Below are 18,319 nucleotides of genomic sequence, written 5' to 3'. Positions count from 1 at the left end.
TGACGTTAAGAATCTTTGCATTATCTTAGCTTGAGTCACAGTGCTGGCCAAGGGCCCCCCGCAAAAGACGAGAGGCGCGAGGACAATAAGGTTCGTTATGAAATTTCTCTGGGATTCAGCGCTCGGTCTTTTGCTCGTCACCGGCGGCCTGCTCGGCCTGACGCTGCCGTTCGGCAAGATCGCTACGGCGGCCGGTGTTTCGGCCATGGTCTGGGCCCTTCTCATCTCGCTCGGCGCCGGCGGCGTGCTTTTGTGCGCCTTGCTGCTGCGCGGACAACGCAGCCGGCTCACCCCGCACAGACTGCGTTATTTCTTCGTCACCGCGGCGGTGTCCTATGCCCTCCCCAATCTCTTGATGTTCTCGACCATTCCGCATCTCGGCGCCGGCTACACCGGTATCATGTTCACGCTGTCGCCGGTGGTTACACTGGTGTTTTCGATCCTGCTCGGCGTACGGCGTCCCAATCTGCTTGGTATCGTCGGCATTGCCGTCGGCTTCGTTGGTGCTGTCATGGTGGCGGTGACGCGCGGCGAGGCTGGCCAGCCGGCCGAATTTTTCTGGGTGGCGGCGGGGCTGCTCATTCCGGTCAGCCTTGCCGCCGGCAATATCTACCGCACGGTCGACTGGCCGCTAGGGACCGGACCGATCGAGCTTGCCGTCGGCAGCCATCTGGCATCGGCCGCGCTGCTTGTTTGCGGCATCTTCACGCTGCAGGGCGGCGGTTCGCTCGCCCTGCTCGCCGGCGTGCCGCTGGTCGTCGTCGGGCAGGTCGCATCAGCCGCGGCCATGTTCGCTTTCTTCTTCCGGCTGCAGGCGGTCGGCGGCCCGGTCTATCTCAGCCAGATCGGCTATGTCGCGGCGGCGGTCGGATTGTTTGCCGGGACGATGTTTCTCGGCGAGCACTATCAATTGCTGACCTGGGCCGGCGCTGCCATCATTGTCGCCGGCGTGTTCATCACCACCAAGGCGCAAAGCCAGATCGCCCCGAAGACGCAAAGTCAGACGGGTGAGAAGGTGGCGGCGTGAGAAGGCGTCGTGAGAAAGTTCAGGCGGGTGCCTTCTCCGCCAGCACCATGTAGTTGACGTCCATGTCCTTCGAACGCTGCCAGCGGTCGGCGAGCGGATTGTAGGTGACGCCGGTGCGGTCGATGATGGTCAGGCCAGCGCCGGCAAGCGCCTTTTCCAACTCGTCTGGCCGCACCAGCTTGCCGAACTGGTGGGTGCCGCGCGGCAACCAGCGCAGCACATATTCGGCGCCGATAATGGCCAGACCGAGCGCCTTCAGCGTGCGGTTGATGGTGGCGACGACCATGATGCCGCCGGGCTTGAGCATCTCGCCGCATTTGGCCACGAACAGGTCGATGTCGGCAACATGCTCGACCACTTCCATGTTGAGGATGACGTCGAATTTCTCACCGGCGTCAGCCAGGTCCTCTGCTGTCGTGGCACGGTAATCCACCGTCACGCCGACCTCCGCCGCATGCAGCCTGGCCACTTCGATGTTGGTGGCGGATGCGTCGGCGCCGACCACTTCGGCGCCAAGCCGCGCCATCGGCTCGCACAACAGCCCGCCGCCGCAGCCGATGTCGAGGATGCGCAGGCCCTCGAACGGCCGCGCCGCGCGCGGGTCGCGGCCGAAGCGCGCCGCCACCTGGTCGCGTATATAGACAAGCCGGATCGGATTGAACTTGTGCAGCGGGCGGAATTTGCCGTTCGGATTCCACCATTCGGCGGCAAGAGCGGAAAAACGCTCCACTTCTCCGGCATCGATCGTCGATCGTCGGGGTTCTGGCATCGTGTGGTCTCCCGCAGACTCAAAAATTCAGAGCGCGATCGGGCGCAAAACCGGATACCACTTTTGCTGATCGCGCTCTGGTGCGCTAGGAAGTCGGTCGAGAGCCGGCGAATGTCAAGGCAGCAAATTTCGGCTGTTGCCGGCTGCGCCTCTGCGACAGGCGTTCGGGTAGGCGCGTTGCGCTCGTATGTCGCCTTCGTCGCCTAAGGGGGCAAGCAGGGGGGCAAGCGGTGGCACGCCTTGCGAAACCCAAAGCATTTGGCTAAGGAGGCCGCGAATTCAGCGGCTGGCCCAGCCCGACGCTCCGTTTCCGTTTTTCGGCCGCCGTTTCGGCACCCAGTCAAAGGCATTTCGCTTCCATGGCGCGCATCGTGATGAAATTCGGCGGGACCTCCGTCGCCGACATCGTCCGCATCCGCAATGTGGCGCGCCATGTCAAACGCGAGGTCGATGCCGGCCATGAGGTCGCGGTGGTCGTCTCGGCGATGGCCGGCAAGACCAACGAGCTCGTGCAGTGGACGCGCGAAGCCTCGCCGATGCACGATGCCCGCGAATATGACGCCGTCGTTGCCTCCGGCGAGCAGGTGACCGCCGGCCTGCTGGCGATCGCGCTGCAGAACATGGGCGTCCATGCCCGTTCCTGGCAAGGCTGGCAGATCCCGATCAAGACCGACAATGCGCATGGCGCGGCGCGCATTCTCGACATCGACGGCGCGTTCCTGATCAAGCGCTTCGGCGAGGGCCAGGTGGCGGTGGTGGCCGGCTTCCAGGGCATCGGGCCGGACAACCGCATCGCGACGCTCGGCCGCGGCGGTTCCGACACCAGTGCTGTCGCCATCGCGGCGGCGGTCAAGGCAGACCGCTGCGACATCTACACCGACGTCGACGGGGTCTACACCACCGACCCGCGCATCGAGCCGAAGGCGCGGCGGCTGGCCAAGATTTCCTTCGAGGAAATGCTTGAAATGGCCTCGCTCGGCGCCAAGGTCCTGCAGGTACGCTCGGTCGAACTTGCCATGGTGCACAGGGTGCGTACTTTCGTGCGGTCGTCCTTCGACGATCCCGACGCGCCGGGAATGGGGGATTTGCTCAATCCGCCCGGAACGCTTATTTGCGACGAGGAAGAGATCGTGGAACAGCAGGTCGTCACCGGAATTGCCTACGCCAAGGACGAAGCGCAGATTTCGTTGCGCCGTGTCGGTGACCGGCCCGGCGTCGCCGCCGGCATTTTCGGGCCGCTGGCCGAAGCCAACATCAATGTCGACATGATCGTCCAGAACATTTCCGAGGACGGCAAGTTCACCGACATGACCTTCACCGTGCCGTCCGGCGATGTCGACAAGGCGCTTGCCGTGCTCGAGCGGCTGAAGACCACGATCGGCTATGACGTCGTGCAGTCGGAAGCCGGCATGTCGAAAGTCTCGGTCATCGGCATCGGCATGAGGAGCCATGCCGGCGTCGCCGCCACCGCCTTCAAGGCGCTGGCCGACAAATCGATCAACATCCGTGCGATCACGACATCCGAGATCAAGATTTCGATCCTGATCGACGGTCCCTACACAGAACTTGCTGTTCGCACTTTGCATTCCATCTACGGTCTGGATAAGCAGTAGCAGACTGCTCGGTCCGGAAATCGGAGGTCGATCTTCGGAAAGCACGATGCAGCAGTTCGAAGTCTTGGAGCGTCCTTTGTGGGTCCAATTGGACCGACGCCGCTCTATTTGAGTTGTTGCGTGAGCGCCGGCCGCGGGAGAAACTGCGGCGGGCATAATGTCCATTGGAGAACAAGCCGCGATGCGTGATACGGCCAGTGGCCCGCGCGTTTTGCTGAAACGGCTCCGCGAGCTCATGCAGGAGCCGCTGGAGCCGCAGGAGCGGCTCGACCGCATCGTGCGCGACATCGCCGCCAATATGGTCGCTGAAGTGTGCTCGCTCTACGTGCTGCGCGCCGATTCGGTGCTCGAACTCTATGCCACCGAGGGCCTGAATCCGAAGGCCGTCCATTTGGCGCAGCTCAGGCTGGGGGAAGGCCTCGTCGGCACGATCGCGGCCTCGGCACGGCCGCTCAATCTCTCCAACGCGCAGGAACATCCAGCCTTCGCCTACCTGCCGGAGACGGGGGAGGAGATCTACAATTCCTTCCTGGGCGTGCCGGTGCTCAGGGCGGGGCGCACGCTCGGTGTGCTGGTCGTCCAGAACAAGACCATGCGCCACTATCGCGACGACGAAGTCGAGGCGCTGGAAACGACGGCGATGGTGATCGCCGAGATGATCGCCACCGGCGACCTTGCCCGGCTGACCCGGCCCGGCCTCGAACTCGATCTGCGCCGCCCGGTGAGCTTTACCGGCCTGTCCTTCAACGAGGGCGTCGGACTTGGCCATGTCGTGCTGCATGAGCCGCGCATCGTCGTCACCAATCTGTTCAACGAGGACAGCGATGAAGAGATCAAGCGGCTCGATGCGTCGCTCGGTTCGCTCCGGCTCTCCATCGACGACATGCTGGAACGCCGCGAAGTCGCCTTCGAGGGCGAGCACCGCCAGGTGCTCGAAGCCTATCGCATGTTCGCCAACGACAGCGGCTGGGTGCGCCGGTTGGAAGAGGCGGTACGCAACGGCCTGACGGCGGAAGCGGCGGTGGAAAAAGTGCAGAGCGACATGCGTGCCCGCATGCTGCACATGACCGATCCTTATCTGCGCGAGCGGATGAGCGATTTCGACGATCTCGCCAACCGGCTGCTGCGCCAGCTGATGGGGCGCGGGCCGGACGATGTCGCGGTCTCGCTGCCGAAGGACGCCATCATCGTCGCCCGCTCGATGGGGGCCGCCGAACTGCTCGATTATCCCAGAGACAAGCTGCGCGGGCTGGTGCTGGAGGACGGCGCAGCGACCAGCCACGTCGTTATCGTGGCGCGGGCCATGGGCATACCGGTTGCGGGCCAGATGAAGGGCGCCGTTTCCATGGCGGAAAACGGCGACGCCATCATTGTCGACGGCGAAGAAGGCGCCATCCACCTGCGCCCCCAGCCGGACCTCGAAGCCGCCTATGCCGAAAAGGTCCGCTTCCGGGCGCGGCGGCAGGAGGTCTATCGCGAGCTGCGCAAGAAGCCGTCGATGACCAAGGACGGCGTCCAGGTCGACCTTTTGATGAATGCGGGCCTGGCCGTCGATCTGCCGCAGCTTGCCGAGGCCGGCGCCGCCGGTATCGGCCTGTTCCGCACCGAGCTGCAGTTCATGGTCGCCTCGACCTTTCCGCGGGCGGAAGCCCAGGAACGGCTCTACCGTGACGTGCTCGACGCGGCGCGCGGCAAGCCGGTGACATTCCGCACCATCGATATCGGCGGCGACAAGGTGCTGCCCTACTTCAAGGACACGATCCAGGAAGAGAACCCGGCGCTCGGCTGGCGCGCCATCCGCCTGACGCTCGACCGGCCGGGCCTGTTGCGTACCCAGATCCGAGCGCTTTTGAAGGCATGCGGCGGGCGTGAACTGAAGCTGATGCTGCCGATGGTGACGGAGCTCGGCGAGATCGCCCAGGCGCGCGAAATCATCGATCGCGAAGTGCGCCATCTGTCGCGTTTTGCCCATCATCTGCCGACCAGCCTGAAGCTCGGGGCCATGCTGGAAGTGCCTTCGCTGCTGTTCCAGCTCGATGAGCTGATGAAGGCCGTCGATTTCGTCTCGGTCGGCTCGAACGATCTGTTCCAGTTCGTCATGGCGGTCGATCGCGGCAACACGCAGCTCGCCGACCGCTTCGATGTGCTGTCGACGCCGTTCCTGCGCGCGCTGAAGCAGATTGCCGACGCCGGGGTGCGCAATCAAACCCCGGTGACCTTGTGCGGCGAGCTGGCCGGCAAGCCGATCTCGGCGATGGCGCTGATCGGCCTTGGCTACCGATCGATCTCGATGTCGCCGGCCTCGATCGGTCCGGTCAAGGCGATGCTGACGGAACTGCCGCTGGCCGAGCTGGAAGCGTTCTTCGACGACAATCTCATGGCGCCGGCCCAGGGGTTGCCGATGCGGGCGCTGCTGCAGGCCTTTGCCGACGACCGCTCCATTCCGCTATAGACTTTCGCCATGATCAACCTGCCCCGCGACCGCATGGATCAAGTCGTCAAGCGTTTCGACATGCTCGAAGCGCAAATGTCGGCCGGGCCGGCGGCGGACGCCTATGTCAAGATGGCGTCGGAATATGCCGACATGCAGGAGATGGTGGCTAAGATCAGGGCGCTGCGCACCGCCGAGCATGAACAGGCCGACCTGCAGGCGATGCTCGCCGACAAAAGCACCGATGCCGAAATGCGGGCACTGGCCGAGGCCGATCTGCCGGAGGTCAAGGAACGCATCGAAGCGCTGCAGAAGGACATCCAAATCCTGCTTCTGCCCAAGGATGCCGCCGACGACAAGAATGCCATCCTCGAAATCCGCGCCGGCACCGGCGGCGACGAGGCGGCTCTCTTTGCCGGCGACCTGTTTCGCATGTACGAACGCTATGCCGCGGCACGCGGCTGGCGTTTCGAGACGGCGTCGGCCAGCGAGGGCGAGATCGGCGGCTACAAGGAAATCATCGCCACGATTTCGGGCAAGGGGGTCTTTGCCCATCTGAAATTCGAGTCCGGTGTGCATCGTGTGCAGCGCGTGCCGGCGACCGAGGCCGGCGGGCGCATCCACACCTCGGCGGCGACGGTTGCCGTGCTGCCGGAAGCGGAAGAGGTCGACATCGACATCAGGGCCGAAGACATCCGCATCGATACGATGCGCGCCTCGGGTTCGGGCGGCCAGCACGTCAATACCACCGATTCGGCAGTGCGCATCACCCATCTGCCGACCGGCATCATGGTGGTGCAGGCGGAGAAGTCGCAGCACCAGAACCGGGCCAAAGCCATGCAGATCCTGCGCGCCAGGCTTTACGACCTCGAGCGCAGCAAGGCTGACGAGGAACGCTCCGAATCGCGCAAATCGCAGGTCGGTTCGGGCGATCGCTCGGAGCGCATCCGCACCTATAATTTCCCGCAGGGCCGCGTCACCGACCATCGCATCAATCTGACGCTCTATAAGCTCGACCGGGTGATGATGGGCGAACTCGACGAGATCATCGACGCGCTGATCGCCGATCACCAGTCGAAGCTGCTCGCCGATATCGGCCTCGATGGCTGACAGTCTGCCCAGTAGGCCGGTGTGGCTTTGAATTCGAAATTCGTATCACGTTGGGGCAGCGCAATGACGAATTTCGGATTCAAAATCACACCAGCAGATTGCTGGTATCTAGGTGGTGGATTTGAGGTCCCTGGACGCTGATGCCAACAAATAGCAGGAACCTCAAATCCACCACACTAGGGCTGCTGCTGAAAGCGGCGCGGGCACGCCTTGCTGCGGCCGCAGTCGCCGATCCGGCGCTGGATGCGAGGCTGATCGTCGAACATTTTTCCGGTACGACCCGCACACAAGCCATCGCCGATCCCGAATGCGGTGTCGACGCCGGCGCGATTGCCGCGATCGATGCAGCCTTGAGGCGGCGGGTCGCCGGTGAGCCGGTGCATCGCATCCTCGGCCATCGCGAGTTCTATGGCTTGCGCCTGTCGCTGTCACCGGAAACGCTGGAGCCGCGACCGGACACCGAAACGCTGGTCGAAGCGGTGCTGCCCTTCGTGAAGGCGACAGCGGGACGGCAAGGCGAGTGCCGCATCCTTGATCTCGGCACCGGCACCGGCGCCATCGCGCTGGCGCTGCTCAGCGCCGTTCCGGCGGCGGTCGCCACCGGTGTCGATATTTCGCAAGGCGCGCTGGTGACCGCCATGCGCAATGCCGGGGAATTGGGGTTGGCCGATCGGTTCCAGGTGCTCAAATCCGACTGGTTCGAAAAAGTTTTTGGCCGATACCATGTAATGGCCGCCAACCCGCCCTATATAGCGTCCATAGACATCGAAAATCTGCAGGGCGAAGTCCGCGATTTCGATCCGCGCCAAGCCCTCGACGGCGGCGTGGACGGTCTGAGTCCCTACAGGATTATCGCCGCCGAGGCGGCAGGTTTTTTGGAAGCCGAGGGTAGGATTGCGGTCGAGATCGGCCACACCCAACGTAAAGAGGTCACGGGCATATTCTCCGCAGCCGGCTATATGCCGGCGGGGGTATTCCGCGACTTTGGCGGAAACGAGAGGGTTCTGATCTTTGAACTGACAAAGCCGTGACGCAGTGCAAAAAAAGCGCTTGGCAATGCCGGGGAATGCGGCTAGGGTCGCCTTAACCGGATGAGACGAAGCAGGCAGTGCTCTTAGCGATTCGGTTTCCTTGGAAATAGCTGCCTTCTTGCGCAAACGACGCCCAAGCTTCGTGCGGGAATCGTCCGGCAAGTGATGTAACCGGAACAGGATGACACGTGGCGCCAACGCAATCGATGCGGGCGAACGCCGGTGAAGAGACGAAACGGCTGGCTGCATGAGCGCCTCCGTTCGTGAAAAAGTTTTCGAAAATTTCAAAATGAAGAGAGTCGAATGAGGCCACAACAGCAGAACAGGCGCATGCGCGGTCGCAACAACAATGGCGGCGGCAACAACAATAACAACAACCGCAAGGGTCCAAATCCCCTGACGCGCAATTACGAGAGCAACGGTCCGGACGTGAAGATCCGCGGATCGGCTCAGCAGATTGCCGAAAAATACGCAACCCTTGCCCGTGACGCGCAAAGCTCCGGCGACCGGGTGATGGCGGAAAACTATCTCCAGCACGCCGAGCACTACAATCGCATCATCGCTGCCGCGCAGGCGCAGCTGCCGATCCAGAGCGCTCAGCAGAACCGCGACGATTTCGACGATGACGGCGACGAAGATCGCGACGAGTTCGACAATGCCGGCAACAGCAATGTCGGCGAGACTGCGGCTCCGGTGGTCAACCACGGTGCAGGCCCGCAGCCGGTCATCGACGGCACGCCGGCCGAATTGACGTTCAACCAGGAAAACGGCCGCGACAATCGTGATGCCAGTGGGCGTGATGCCAGTGGGCGTGATGCCAGTGGGCGCGATGCCGGCGGGCGTGACAACCGCCATCGCGACCGTCGCCCCAATGGCGGCTACGGCCAGAACGGCCAGCGCGGCGAATTTGGTGCGCGCGGCGAGCAGGGCGGACAGCGTGGCGATCAGAACCGGCGCAACGAGAGACCGGTTCAGAACGAAACCCCCGTGCAGGCGGAAGCTGTGTCTCCGAACGAGCCTGTTTCTGTGGCCGAACCCGCGCCGCAGTTCGAAAGCTTTTCGCCTGCGGCTCTGGCTGCCCAGGCCGAGATGAACGAAGCCGCCGCCGAAAGCGGCGCTGCCCGCCGCCCCAGGCGTCCGCGCCGTCCGCGCGTCAATGCTGATCAGGTGGCTGATCAGGTGGATGGCGGTAACGACAATGCTGGCGGCGATAACGTGAATGCTGCTCCGGCGGAAGACGCCGGTGGCGAGCCCACCATCGTCGACGTCAATAACTGATCGAGCAAGGCCCAGACATTCCTGGACGGCGGAGAGAAATCTCCGCCGTTTTTGTATGTGCCCCCGGGAAATATTATGAGTCCGCCGTTATCGGGACGTCTTGAGGGTCCGTGGATTGCGCCCCATATCTCGCGTGAACAGGACCCGGCTCGAACGGGCGGGTCCGTCACCGCAATCTGATCCGGTGCCGCAAAGCGGGCCGGTGACGGAAGGAGACAGATATGAACCTTGAAAAATATTCCGAGCGCGTGCGCGGCTTCATCCAGTCGGCGCAGACCCTGGCGCTCTCGCGCAACCACCAGCAATTCACCCCCGAACATATATTGAAAGTGCTCGTCGACGACGACGAGGGCCTGGCAGCGTCGTTGATCGAGCGCGCCGGCGGCAGCGTCCGCGACGTCAAGCTGGGCGTCGAGACGGCACTTGAGGCGATGCCCAAGGTGGAAGGCGGCAACGGCCAGCTCTATCTGGCGCAACCGCTGGCCAAGGTGTTCTCGACCGCCGAGGAACTGGCAAAGAAGGCCGGCGACAGCTTCGTCACGGTCGAGCGGCTGCTGACGGCGCTGGCGGTCGAGAAATCCGCCAAGACCGCCGACATCCTGACCAAGGCCGGCGTGACGCCACAGGCGCTGAACCAGGTGATCAACGACGTCCGCAAGGGTCGCACGGCCGATTCGGCGAGCGCCGAGCAGGGCTATGATGCGCTTAAGAAGTACGCGCGCGATCTCACCGCCGACGGTCGCGCCGGCAAGCTCGACCCGGTCATCGGCCGCGACGACGAGATCCGCCGCACCATCCAGGTGCTGTCGCGCCGCACCAAGAACAATCCGGTGCTGATCGGTGAACCCGGCGTCGGCAAGACGGCGATCGCCGAAGGGCTGGCGTTGCGGATCGTCAATGGCGACGTGCCGGAATCGCTCAAGGACAAGCAGTTGATGGCGCTCGATATGGGGTCGCTGATCGCCGGCGCCAAATATCGCGGCGAATTCGAGGAGCGGCTGAAGGCGGTTCTTTCGGAAGTCACCGCTGCGGCCGGCGGCATCATCCTGTTCATCGACGAGATGCACACGCTGGTCGGCGCCGGCAAGGCGGATGGCGCCATGGATGCGTCGAACCTGTTGAAACCGGCGTTGGCACGCGGCGAACTCCACTGCGTCGGGGCCACGACGCTCGACGAATACCGCAAGCATGTCGAGAAGGATGCCGCCCTTGCCCGCCGCTTCCAGCCGGTGTTCGTCAATGAGCCGACGGTGGAAGACACGGTCTCCATCCTGCGCGGCCTGAAGGAGAAATACGAGCAGCACCACAAGGTGCGCATTTCGGATTCGGCGCTGGTCGCGGCAGCGTCGCTGTCCAACCGCTACATCGCCGACCGCTTCCTTCCGGACAAGGCGATCGACCTTGTCGACGAGGCCGCGTCGCGGCTGCGGATGCAGGTCGATTCGAAGCCCGAAGCGCTGGACGAGATCGACCGCCGCATCATGCAGCTCAAGATCGAGCGTGAGGCGCTGAAGGTCGAGAAGGACGACGCGTCGAAGGACCGGCTCGCCCGGCTCGAAAAGGATCTTTCCGCCCTGGAAGAGGAATCGACCGAACTGACCTCGAAGTGGCAGGCCGAGAAGCAGAAGCTCGGGCTCGCAGCCGACCTGAAGAAACAGCTCGACGAGGCGCGCAACGAGCTCGCCATCGCCCAGCGCAAAGGTGAATTCCAGCGCGCCGGCGAGCTTGCCTATGGCAAGATTCCGGAGCTCGAAAAGAAGCTGACACAGGCCGAGGCGCAAGACGGCAAGGTCGGCATGGTCGAAGAGGTGGTCACCCCCGATCACGTCGCCCACATCGTGTCGCGCTGGACCGGCATTCCGGTCGACAAGATGCTGCAAGGCGAGCGTGACAAGCTGCTGCGCATGGAAGACGAAATCGGCAAGCGTGTCGTCGGCCAGGGCGAGGCGGTGCAGGCTGTGTCGAAAGCCGTTCGCCGTGCCCGCGCCGGCCTGCAGGATCCGAACCGGCCGATCGGTTCGTTCATGTTCCTCGGACCGACGGGCGTCGGCAAGACCGAACTGACCAAGGCGCTTGCCAGCTTCCTGTTCGACGACGAGAGCGCCATGGTGCGCATCGACATGTCGGAGTTCATGGAGAAGCACTCGGTCGCCCGGCTGATCGGCGCGCCTCCCGGCTATGTCGGCTATGAGGAGGGCGGCGCGCTGACTGAAGCGGTGCGGCGCCGCCCCTACCAGGTCGTGCTGTTCGACGAGATCGAGAAAGCGCATCCGGACGTGTTCAACGTGCTGCTGCAGGTGCTCGATGACGGCCGCCTGACCGACGGTCATGGCCGCACGGTCGATTTCCGCAACACGCTGATCATCATGACGTCGAACCTCGGCGCCGAATATCTGGTCAGTCTCGGCGAGAACCAGGACGTCGATGTCGTCCGCGACGAGGTGATGGGAGTCGTCAGGGCGTCGTTCCGGCCGGAGTTCCTCAACCGCGTCGACGAGGTGATCCTGTTCCACCGGCTGCGCCGCCAGGATATGGGCCGCATCGTCGAGATCCAGCTCAAGCGGCTGGAAAGCCTGCTCATCGATCGCAAGATCACGCTTTCGCTGGATCAGGAGGCGATCGACTGGCTGGCCGCCAAGGGCTACGATCCGGCCTATGGCGCGCGACCGTTGAAGCGGGTGATGCAGAAGGAACTGCAGGATCCGCTGGCGGAGAAGATCCTGCTCGGCGACATCCTCGACAGTTCGACCGTCAAGGTCACCGCTGGTTCCGACCGGTTGAACTTCCGGTCGAAGCCGACGATCGTAGCGACCGAGGCGGCGGCCTGATTTTCGAGGCCGCCGCATAATCAAAAAATTAAACGGGGGCGCAGATGACGTTGGACGACTACAACAGCTTCTGCGCCTCGCTGCCGTCGGCGACCCATGTCGTCCAGTGGGGCGGTGCTCATGTCTGGAAAGTCGGAGCCAAGGTCTTTGCGATCGGCGGTTGGAGCGATGGCAAGGCCGACATCGCTTATGACATCTTGAAGGAACAGCCGGGCCTTCGGCCCGCGCCCTATCTTGCCTCACGCGGCATGAAATGGATCCAGCGCCAGACAAGCCAAAGCATGGACGATGACGCGCTAAAAGACTATCTGCGCGAAAGCCACCGCCTTGTCGTACTCAAGCTGACGAAGCAGGCGCGCAAGGAATTGGGATTCGCCGCCAGCTAGTGTTCTTGCTCCAGGCCGCCAGAAATCCGCCATCTTCATGCCCGGTTCATGTTGGAACCTTATGGTTGGCAGCTGATTTGCTGGCGAAGGGTTCGCCTGCCGCAAAGGCCCGAAAATCGAATTGGATTTTCGGAAAGCATGATGCGGAGTTTTTTAAGTGTTAGAGCGTCCCTGCGCGTCCGAAGGGACGCGCGGCGCTCTAAAGAGACAACGCCGGGCGGCGGCAATTACGGACCGGAGAATTTGGCCAGCATGTTCCGCACGATCTTCACCCTTTCGGCGTTCGCCGCCGGGCTGCTTTCTTCGAGTGTAATGGCCGCGCCGACGCAGGACATCGCGCCGCGATCTGCCCGCGCCGCGGATGCCCGAGCCGCGGATAGCCATGCTGTGCTGGTCGCCCAGAACGGCGATTTCGACGTCTACTACGACGCCAGAGGAAACCGCGTCATCGTCGATACGGAAACCGGCAAGGTGCTTGCCATCCAGCCGCCGCAGACCAGGTTCGATCGCCGCGCACTCCGCCGCGAGGGCTTGCGCAATCTCGGACCGGTCGAGGACGACCGCTATTATCTCGACGATCCGGAGGACACGGCGCGCTTGCGCCGCAGGCAATTGGAAGAGGAGGGCCTGATCGTCGTACCGCCGGTCGAGGAATATGATCCCTACGGCGATCCGGTGGACGCTTTTCCCGAAGCACCGCTGGATGGCGGCAACTATGGCAACAATTATCCGGAAGCGCCGCAGCCGGTAAGGCCGCGCACCGTCAAGCGCCAGCCGCTCAACGAGGCTGCGATCGAACCGGTCGAACCGACGGCGCCGGGCGACCAGGCGGCACTGCCGCCAAAGATCGACGGGAAGATTGTCGTCGATCCGTCGCTTTCACTCGGTGCACGCCAGGAGGTCGCGGCGCTGCAAGTGCTGCTCGACCGCGCCGGCGCTTCGCCCGGCGTCGTCGACGGACGCTTCGGCTCGAATGTCGACAAGGCGCTCGCCGCCTATAACGAGATCACCGGCAGCAATCTGCGGTCGACCGATGTGGTCGGCATCCAGGCGGCGCTTGAGCAATCCGGCGGCGATGCCTTCGCCTCCTACAGCATCACGCCCGAGGATGCGGCCGGCCCCTATGTCGCCTCGGTGCCGGAAGACTACGGCCAGAAGGCGCAACTCGAACGGCTGAGCTACACCTCAGTCACCGAAGCGCTGGCCGAGCGGTTCCACATGGACGAGAACTATCTGAAGGCGCTCAATCCGGAAGCCAATTTCAACCGTCCCGGCACGATCATCAAGGTCGCCAATTTCGGCAGGCTGGTGGCCACGCCGGTGGCACGCATCATCGCTGACAAGGGCAAGAAGCAGGCCCGCGCCTATGACGCGTCGGGAAAGCTGATCGCGGCCTATCCAGCCACCATCGGCTCGGCGGACACGCCTTCACCCACCGGCACGCATGCGGTGTCGCGGGTCGCTCTCGACCCGAACTACACCTACAATCCCAACATCAATTTCAAGCAGGGCGAAAACAACAAGATCCTGACCATCCCGCCGGGCCCGAACGGCCCCGTCGGCTCGGTCTGGATTGCGCTGGACAAGCCGACCTACGGCATTCACGGCACACCCGACCCCTCCAAGATCGGCAAGACCGAAAGTCATGGCTGCGTGCGGCTGACCAATTGGGACGCGCGCGAACTGGCAAAAATCGTGTCGCCGGGCGTCACGGTGGAATTCATCGACTGAGCCCTATCCCAAATCATCGCGCAGTCCTGGGTCAACCCGGGAGCAGGCTCTTTGGGCGACGTGATCCTGTTCTGGTTTCAACGACAGCAACCCTCTGGCCGGTTGTTGCCGGCGCATAGGAGGTCTAAGCAGGCTTCATGCGTTCTCCAAGCGAAGTCGGCGCCGAAGCCGTCCCCCTGGTCAGGCCGCTGCCGGCCGATACGTTCTGCCCGCAATCGCGCCGCAGGTTCGTGCTGATCGCGGCGATCCTGGCTTCCGCGCTCGGCTTCATCGACGGCTCGATCCTGGCCATCGCCACGCCGGCGATCCGCGTGGATCTTGGCGCCAGTTTCGCCGAGGCACAGTGGATTTCAAACGCCTATGCGCTGACGCTTTCGGCGCTCATCCTTGTTGGCGGCGCCGCCGGCGACCGTTTTGGCCTGCGGCATGCTTTCGTGGCAGGCATCGCGCTGTTCATTGCCGCCTCGCTTGCCTGCGCGGTGGCGCCGAATCCACCAATGCTCATTGCGTTTCGCGCCATTCAGGGCATCGGTGCTGCCATCATGGTGCCAGGCAGCCTCGCCATTATCGCCAAGGCCTATCCGAAGAAGGAGCGCGGCAGGGCGATCGGCATCTGGGCGGCAGCCTCGGCGCTGACGACGGCGCTTGGCCCGGTGCTGGGCGGCGTTGTCTTGTCGGCCTTCGGCGACGGCATCTGGCGGGTGATCTTCGCGGTCAATCTGCCGCTTGGTCTTGTCTCGATCTATCTTCTGCTCGCCAAGGTCCCGGCCGACGCACCGACCGAAAAGCGCAGCCTCGATCTCGGCGGGGCTGCACTCGCCACCTTGGCGTTCGGAGCGCTTGCCTACGGCTTGACTTCGATGAGCGCAGAGGGCGAGGGGCAAATGTCCGGCCCGAGCATTGCCGCCGGCGCGGTGCTGCTCATCGTGTTCATTGTCTTCGAGCGCCGCCAGCGCGAACCGATGATCGATCTCTCGCTGTTTCGGGTCGGCGCCTTCGCCGGCGCCAATGTGGCGACCTTCTTCCTCTATTTCGCACTGTCGGCCAACCTGTTCTATCTGCCGATGCTGCTCATCGCCGGATGGGGGCTGAGCGCCGCCGAGGTCGGCTTCATCTTCCTGCCGCTGTCGGTCTTGATCGCGCTGTTGTCGGGGCCGGTCGGCCAGTGGTCCGACCGGATCGGTCCGCGTTTTCCGATCGCCAGCGGCAGTCTCGTCGTCGCTGTTGCCTTTGCCGGGCTTGCCTTGCTGGCCTACGCCGGCATCCACAGTTTCTGGTGGGGCGTGTTTCCGCTGATGGCGCTGATGGGGCTCGGCATGGCGCTGGTGGTGTCGCCGTTGTCGACGGCGGTGATGACGGCGGTCGAGGACAAGGATACCGGTGCTGCCTCGGGAATCAACAATGCCGTCTCGCGCATTGGCGGCCTGATCGCAGTGGCGGCGATGGGGTCACTGGCGGCCTGGGTCTATGCAGCCGTGCTGAACAGCGGTGCCGCATCCGGCATTCCGGGTTTCGGCGAACCGGCGCCGGATGTCGATGCAGCAAGGCTTGCCGCCAGCGACGCAGCGTTCGCAGCAGTCGCCTTGGTGACCGCGCTGCTTTGCCTGCTCTCGGCGATCGTGGCGTGGACAACTGTTTCCGGCGAGCGACTGCCATGGCCGCGTGGATCCGAGGCTCCGCAGCGCTGAGCAGCCAGGCCCAACTCGGCTCAGCCTTCGATCTTGGCGCTCGCGACCTTCAGCGAATCATTGTCTTCCTGCTTGAGCAGATCATCGATGCGCCCGCGCTCGCGCTTGAAGGCAACGAGGTCGTCGCCCTTCAGCACCTTGCCGACCGGCAGGCGAACGCGCATCGGGTCGACCTTGGTGCCGTTGACGATCAGCTCGTAGTGGAGATGCGGACCGGTGGCGAGGCCGGTCTGGCCGAGAAAGCCGATGGTCTGGCCTTGGCGGACGCGCACGCCCGGCGCGATGCCTTTGGCAAATGCGCTCTGGTGATTGTAGGAGGTCTCGTAGCCATTGGCGTGACGGAGGATGATCTGTTTGCCATAGCCGCCGGCCCAGCCGGCCTTCTCGACGACACCGTTGCCGGCGGCGATGATCGGCGTGCCGATGGCGGCTGACCAATCGACGCCGGTATGCAAGCGCACATAGCCGAGGATCGGATGCCTGCGGGCACCGAAGCCGGAGCGGAATTTTCCTGCGGGCAGGGGATTGCGCAGCAGGAATTGCTGGGCGCTGCGGCCGTCCTCGTCGAAATAGTCGGTGCTGCCGTCCTGCATCTGGAACCGGTAGAAATTACGCGTCGTGCCGCCGAAGCTCGCCGAGACATAGAGCAACTCGGATTCGTCGGATGCCCGGTCGTCGCCATCCGGCTGCGAGAACAGCACCTCGATGCGGTCCGACGGATTGAGCCGCGACTGGAAATCGACGCCGGACGCCAGGAGCTTGATCAGCCGCTTGGTCATCGCCTTGGACATGCCGTAGGAGTAGGCGGCGCGGTAGATGCCGTCATAGATGTTCGGCAGATTGCCGCGCACCACCACCGGCGGCGAATCATCGAACGCGGTCAGCAATTCGGGATTGGGCTCCGGCTCCTGCGCCGGCACATACTGGCCGTGATCATCGAGCGCGATGGTGACGATATGCTGGGCCCTGTCGTAGATGCCGGTGCGAACGACCTTGGCGGCTTCGCCATGGATCTCGAGGCCGACGCGCAGCACGGTTCCCGCCTTGAGCGCTGTCGCATTCAGCAATTTGGCGATCGCCTCGGCCATACCGGTGGCGTCCTCGCCGGTATAGCCCGAATCTGCGAAAGCCTCGACGATGTTGCGGTCCCTGGTGAAGGGGATGATCTCCTCGGCGAAGGCCGGCGCCTGATCGTCGGGGGCAGCACGCGGCGACACCGAGACGTTTTCCGGAACGATCCTGACGTCGTAGGAGCCGGCCATGCTCTCGGCGAATGCATCGCCGAATCGCTGCGGGTCGACATAATGCAGCGACGCGACCTGCACGGCGCCGTCGCTCAGACCCGTGCCGGTCTCGCGCACCACCTTTTCCACCTCGTCGGCGGACAAGTCACTCTTTTCGTCGAACGCTGCCGTCTCGATTGGGAAATCGCCCGTTTTCAGGCTCAACTCGCTTTCGACCTTGGCGCCATAGATCTGGCCTGCGGCGGCGGTCGCCGGCTGACCGGCATTGCCGTCGCGGTCGTCGCCAAACACCTGCATCGGATTGAAAGGCGGATAGGCGCGGCTGGTCGTGTGCCCGGCGGCAAGCGCCATCTTGATCTGCACGAAAGGCATGGTGTGGATGACATCGCGGTCGCCGACCTTGGTCACCATCGGCACTTCCATGCGCCGGCGGTCCTTGGCCTTGGCGATCTGGCGCGGCGCCACCAGCCTGGTGGTCTTGGCGATCTCGCCGGAATCGTCGCCTCTCGCAAGGCTGATCAGTTCGGCGATTTCGGGCGGCGTCGCCAATTGCTGACGGCCGTCGAGGGCTGCGAACAGCGCCACACCCATCAGCACGCTCGACGTCACGCCGGTAAGAAAAGTGCCCGACAGCCAGCGCGCCGAAACCTCGCGCCGGTCGGGCGGGCCACTGCGACCGTCCGCAATCAGCGGCGGCTCGTTGCCGAGTTCGGCTATGACATTTTCCGTATCTGGCATCCAGAAAGGCTGCTTCTTCCCCGGGCGGGACGGCTTGTCGCTTTTGTTGTGGCCATGACATTTGCCTGTCACGGCGGGCGAAGTCAACGAAGCGGCTGGCTTCGGCCGAGATCCCCAGTCATACTTCTCTCTTAGTGGCTCTCTTAGTGGCTCTCTTAGTGGCTCTCTTAGTGGCTCTCTTACAGTCTCTTGTAAGGCGCCGCGCCAGTGGTGCTGCGCCAGCTTCGTTGGCGTTGGTGTCAAACCGCAATGCGGCGGCAATAGGGCTCCGTGGCGGTGTTCGGCTTTGTTATCCCCATGCCGCCGCGGAAGTCGGCTACCGAAAATCGGCGCCGCAATCTTTCGTCGCAAAAAATTCAAAAAAGACCGAAATGGTTGTTGACACTTTGGATGGGCGCCGACTATATACGCCTCACCAACGAGGGCGGCGCGCCGCTGGCGACGA

At 63.6% G+C, this 18,319-nt stretch carries 12 protein-coding genes; 10 read left to right on the top strand and 2 right to left on the bottom strand.

Annotation, left to right across the window (positions count from 1 at the left end; genetic code table 11):
- Window positions 1–97 precede the first annotated feature (97 nt).
- Window positions 98–1,027, top strand: a complete 930-nt coding sequence (locus AC0L2K_RS32580) for a DMT family transporter (RefSeq protein ID WP_473533358.1) — start codon at window positions 98–100, stop codon at window positions 1,025–1,027.
- A gap of 19 nt (window positions 1,028–1,046) precedes the next feature.
- Here the strand turns inward: AC0L2K_RS32580 and ubiG are convergent, their stop codons facing one another.
- Window positions 1,047–1,796 (bottom strand): bifunctional 2-polyprenyl-6-hydroxyphenol methylase/3-demethylubiquinol 3-O-methyltransferase UbiG, encoded by a 750-nt coding sequence (gene ubiG, locus AC0L2K_RS32575; RefSeq protein WP_128169837.1) that lies wholly within the window; start codon window positions 1,794–1,796, stop codon window positions 1,047–1,049.
- Between the two features lie 359 nt (window positions 1,797–2,155).
- Between ubiG and AC0L2K_RS32570 the strand changes: the two genes are divergently transcribed.
- The 9 genes from AC0L2K_RS32570 to AC0L2K_RS32530 all read left to right on the top strand — a co-directional run bounded on the left by AC0L2K_RS32570 (window position 2,156) and on the right by AC0L2K_RS32530 (window position 15,892).
- Window positions 2,156–3,409, top strand: a complete 1,254-nt coding sequence (locus AC0L2K_RS32570) for an aspartate kinase (RefSeq protein ID WP_023797301.1) — start codon at window positions 2,156–2,158, stop codon at window positions 3,407–3,409.
- 181 nt (window positions 3,410–3,590) lie between these two features.
- Window positions 3,591–5,861 (top strand): phosphoenolpyruvate--protein phosphotransferase, encoded by a 2,271-nt coding sequence (gene ptsP, locus AC0L2K_RS32565; protein WP_023797302.1) that lies wholly within the window; start codon window positions 3,591–3,593, stop codon window positions 5,859–5,861.
- Between the two features lie 9 nt (window positions 5,862–5,870).
- On the top strand, window positions 5,871–6,950 hold the full coding sequence (gene prfA / locus AC0L2K_RS32560; protein WP_473533357.1) for a peptide chain release factor 1: 1,080 nt from the start codon (window positions 5,871–5,873) through the stop codon (window positions 6,948–6,950).
- 140 nt (window positions 6,951–7,090) lie between these two features.
- Window positions 7,091–7,981 (top strand): peptide chain release factor N(5)-glutamine methyltransferase, encoded by an 891-nt coding sequence (gene prmC / locus AC0L2K_RS32555; protein ID WP_473533356.1) that lies wholly within the window; start codon window positions 7,091–7,093, stop codon window positions 7,979–7,981.
- Window positions 7,982–8,284: 303 nt separating this feature from the next.
- Window positions 8,285–9,259: a DUF4167 domain-containing protein gene (locus AC0L2K_RS32550; RefSeq protein WP_128169834.1), complete on the top strand. Its 975-nt coding sequence runs from the start codon at window positions 8,285–8,287 to the stop codon at window positions 9,257–9,259.
- Between the two features lie 221 nt (window positions 9,260–9,480).
- The gene (clpB, locus tag AC0L2K_RS32545) at window positions 9,481–12,087 is read left to right on the top strand and encodes an ATP-dependent chaperone ClpB (protein ID WP_473533355.1); all 2,607 of its coding nucleotides are present in this window, start codon (window positions 9,481–9,483) and stop codon (window positions 12,085–12,087) included.
- Window positions 12,088–12,131: 44 nt separating this feature from the next.
- A complete protein-coding gene (locus tag AC0L2K_RS32540; protein WP_473533354.1) occupies window positions 12,132–12,473 on the top strand; it encodes an MmcQ/YjbR family DNA-binding protein in 342 nt (113 codons plus the stop codon).
- Window positions 12,474–12,725: 252 nt separating this feature from the next.
- Window positions 12,726–14,204 carry a L,D-transpeptidase family protein gene (locus tag AC0L2K_RS32535; RefSeq protein WP_128169832.1) on the top strand — a complete coding sequence of 493 codons (1,479 nt, stop codon included), beginning with the start codon at window positions 12,726–12,728 and terminating at the stop codon, window positions 14,202–14,204.
- A gap of 137 nt (window positions 14,205–14,341) precedes the next feature.
- On the top strand, window positions 14,342–15,892 hold the full coding sequence (locus AC0L2K_RS32530; protein ID WP_023797308.1) for an MFS transporter: 1,551 nt from the start codon (window positions 14,342–14,344) through the stop codon (window positions 15,890–15,892).
- 20 nt (window positions 15,893–15,912) lie between these two features.
- On the opposite strand, the gene AC0L2K_RS32525 is transcribed toward AC0L2K_RS32530, so the two are convergent.
- Window positions 15,913–17,874, bottom strand: coding sequence for a M23 family metallopeptidase (locus tag AC0L2K_RS32525; RefSeq protein WP_473533353.1), 1,962 nt, complete (start codon window positions 17,872–17,874; stop codon window positions 15,913–15,915).
- Window positions 17,875–18,319 lie beyond the last annotated feature (445 nt).

Source organism: Mesorhizobium sp. WSM4817 (genome assembly GCF_055811135.1).
This window is presented reverse-complemented; position numbering and strand designations above follow the sequence as displayed.

Excerpts from the sequence above, each read along its gene's own strand:
- AC0L2K_RS32580 (WP_473533358.1), top strand. The coding sequence starts at position 98 with ATGAAATTTCTCTGGGATTCAGCGCTCGGTCTTTTGCTCGTCACCGGC.
- ubiG (WP_128169837.1), bottom strand. The coding sequence starts at position 1,796 with ATGCCAGAACCCCGACGATCGACGATCGATGCCGGAGAAGTGGAGCGT.
- AC0L2K_RS32570 (WP_023797301.1), top strand. The coding sequence starts at position 2,156 with ATGGCGCGCATCGTGATGAAATTCGGCGGGACCTCCGTCGCCGACATC.
- ptsP (WP_023797302.1), top strand. The coding sequence starts at position 3,591 with ATGCGTGATACGGCCAGTGGCCCGCGCGTTTTGCTGAAACGGCTCCGC.
- prfA (WP_473533357.1), top strand. The coding sequence starts at position 5,871 with ATGATCAACCTGCCCCGCGACCGCATGGATCAAGTCGTCAAGCGTTTC.
- prmC (WP_473533356.1), top strand. The coding sequence starts at position 7,091 with ATGCCAACAAATAGCAGGAACCTCAAATCCACCACACTAGGGCTGCTG.
- AC0L2K_RS32550 (WP_128169834.1), top strand. The coding sequence starts at position 8,285 with ATGAGGCCACAACAGCAGAACAGGCGCATGCGCGGTCGCAACAACAAT.
- clpB (WP_473533355.1), top strand. The coding sequence starts at position 9,481 with ATGAACCTTGAAAAATATTCCGAGCGCGTGCGCGGCTTCATCCAGTCG.
- AC0L2K_RS32540 (WP_473533354.1), top strand. The coding sequence starts at position 12,132 with ATGACGTTGGACGACTACAACAGCTTCTGCGCCTCGCTGCCGTCGGCG.
- AC0L2K_RS32535 (WP_128169832.1), top strand. The coding sequence starts at position 12,726 with ATGTTCCGCACGATCTTCACCCTTTCGGCGTTCGCCGCCGGGCTGCTT.
- AC0L2K_RS32530 (WP_023797308.1), top strand. The coding sequence starts at position 14,342 with ATGCGTTCTCCAAGCGAAGTCGGCGCCGAAGCCGTCCCCCTGGTCAGG.
- AC0L2K_RS32525 (WP_473533353.1), bottom strand. The coding sequence starts at position 17,874 with ATGCCAGATACGGAAAATGTCATAGCCGAACTCGGCAACGAGCCGCCG.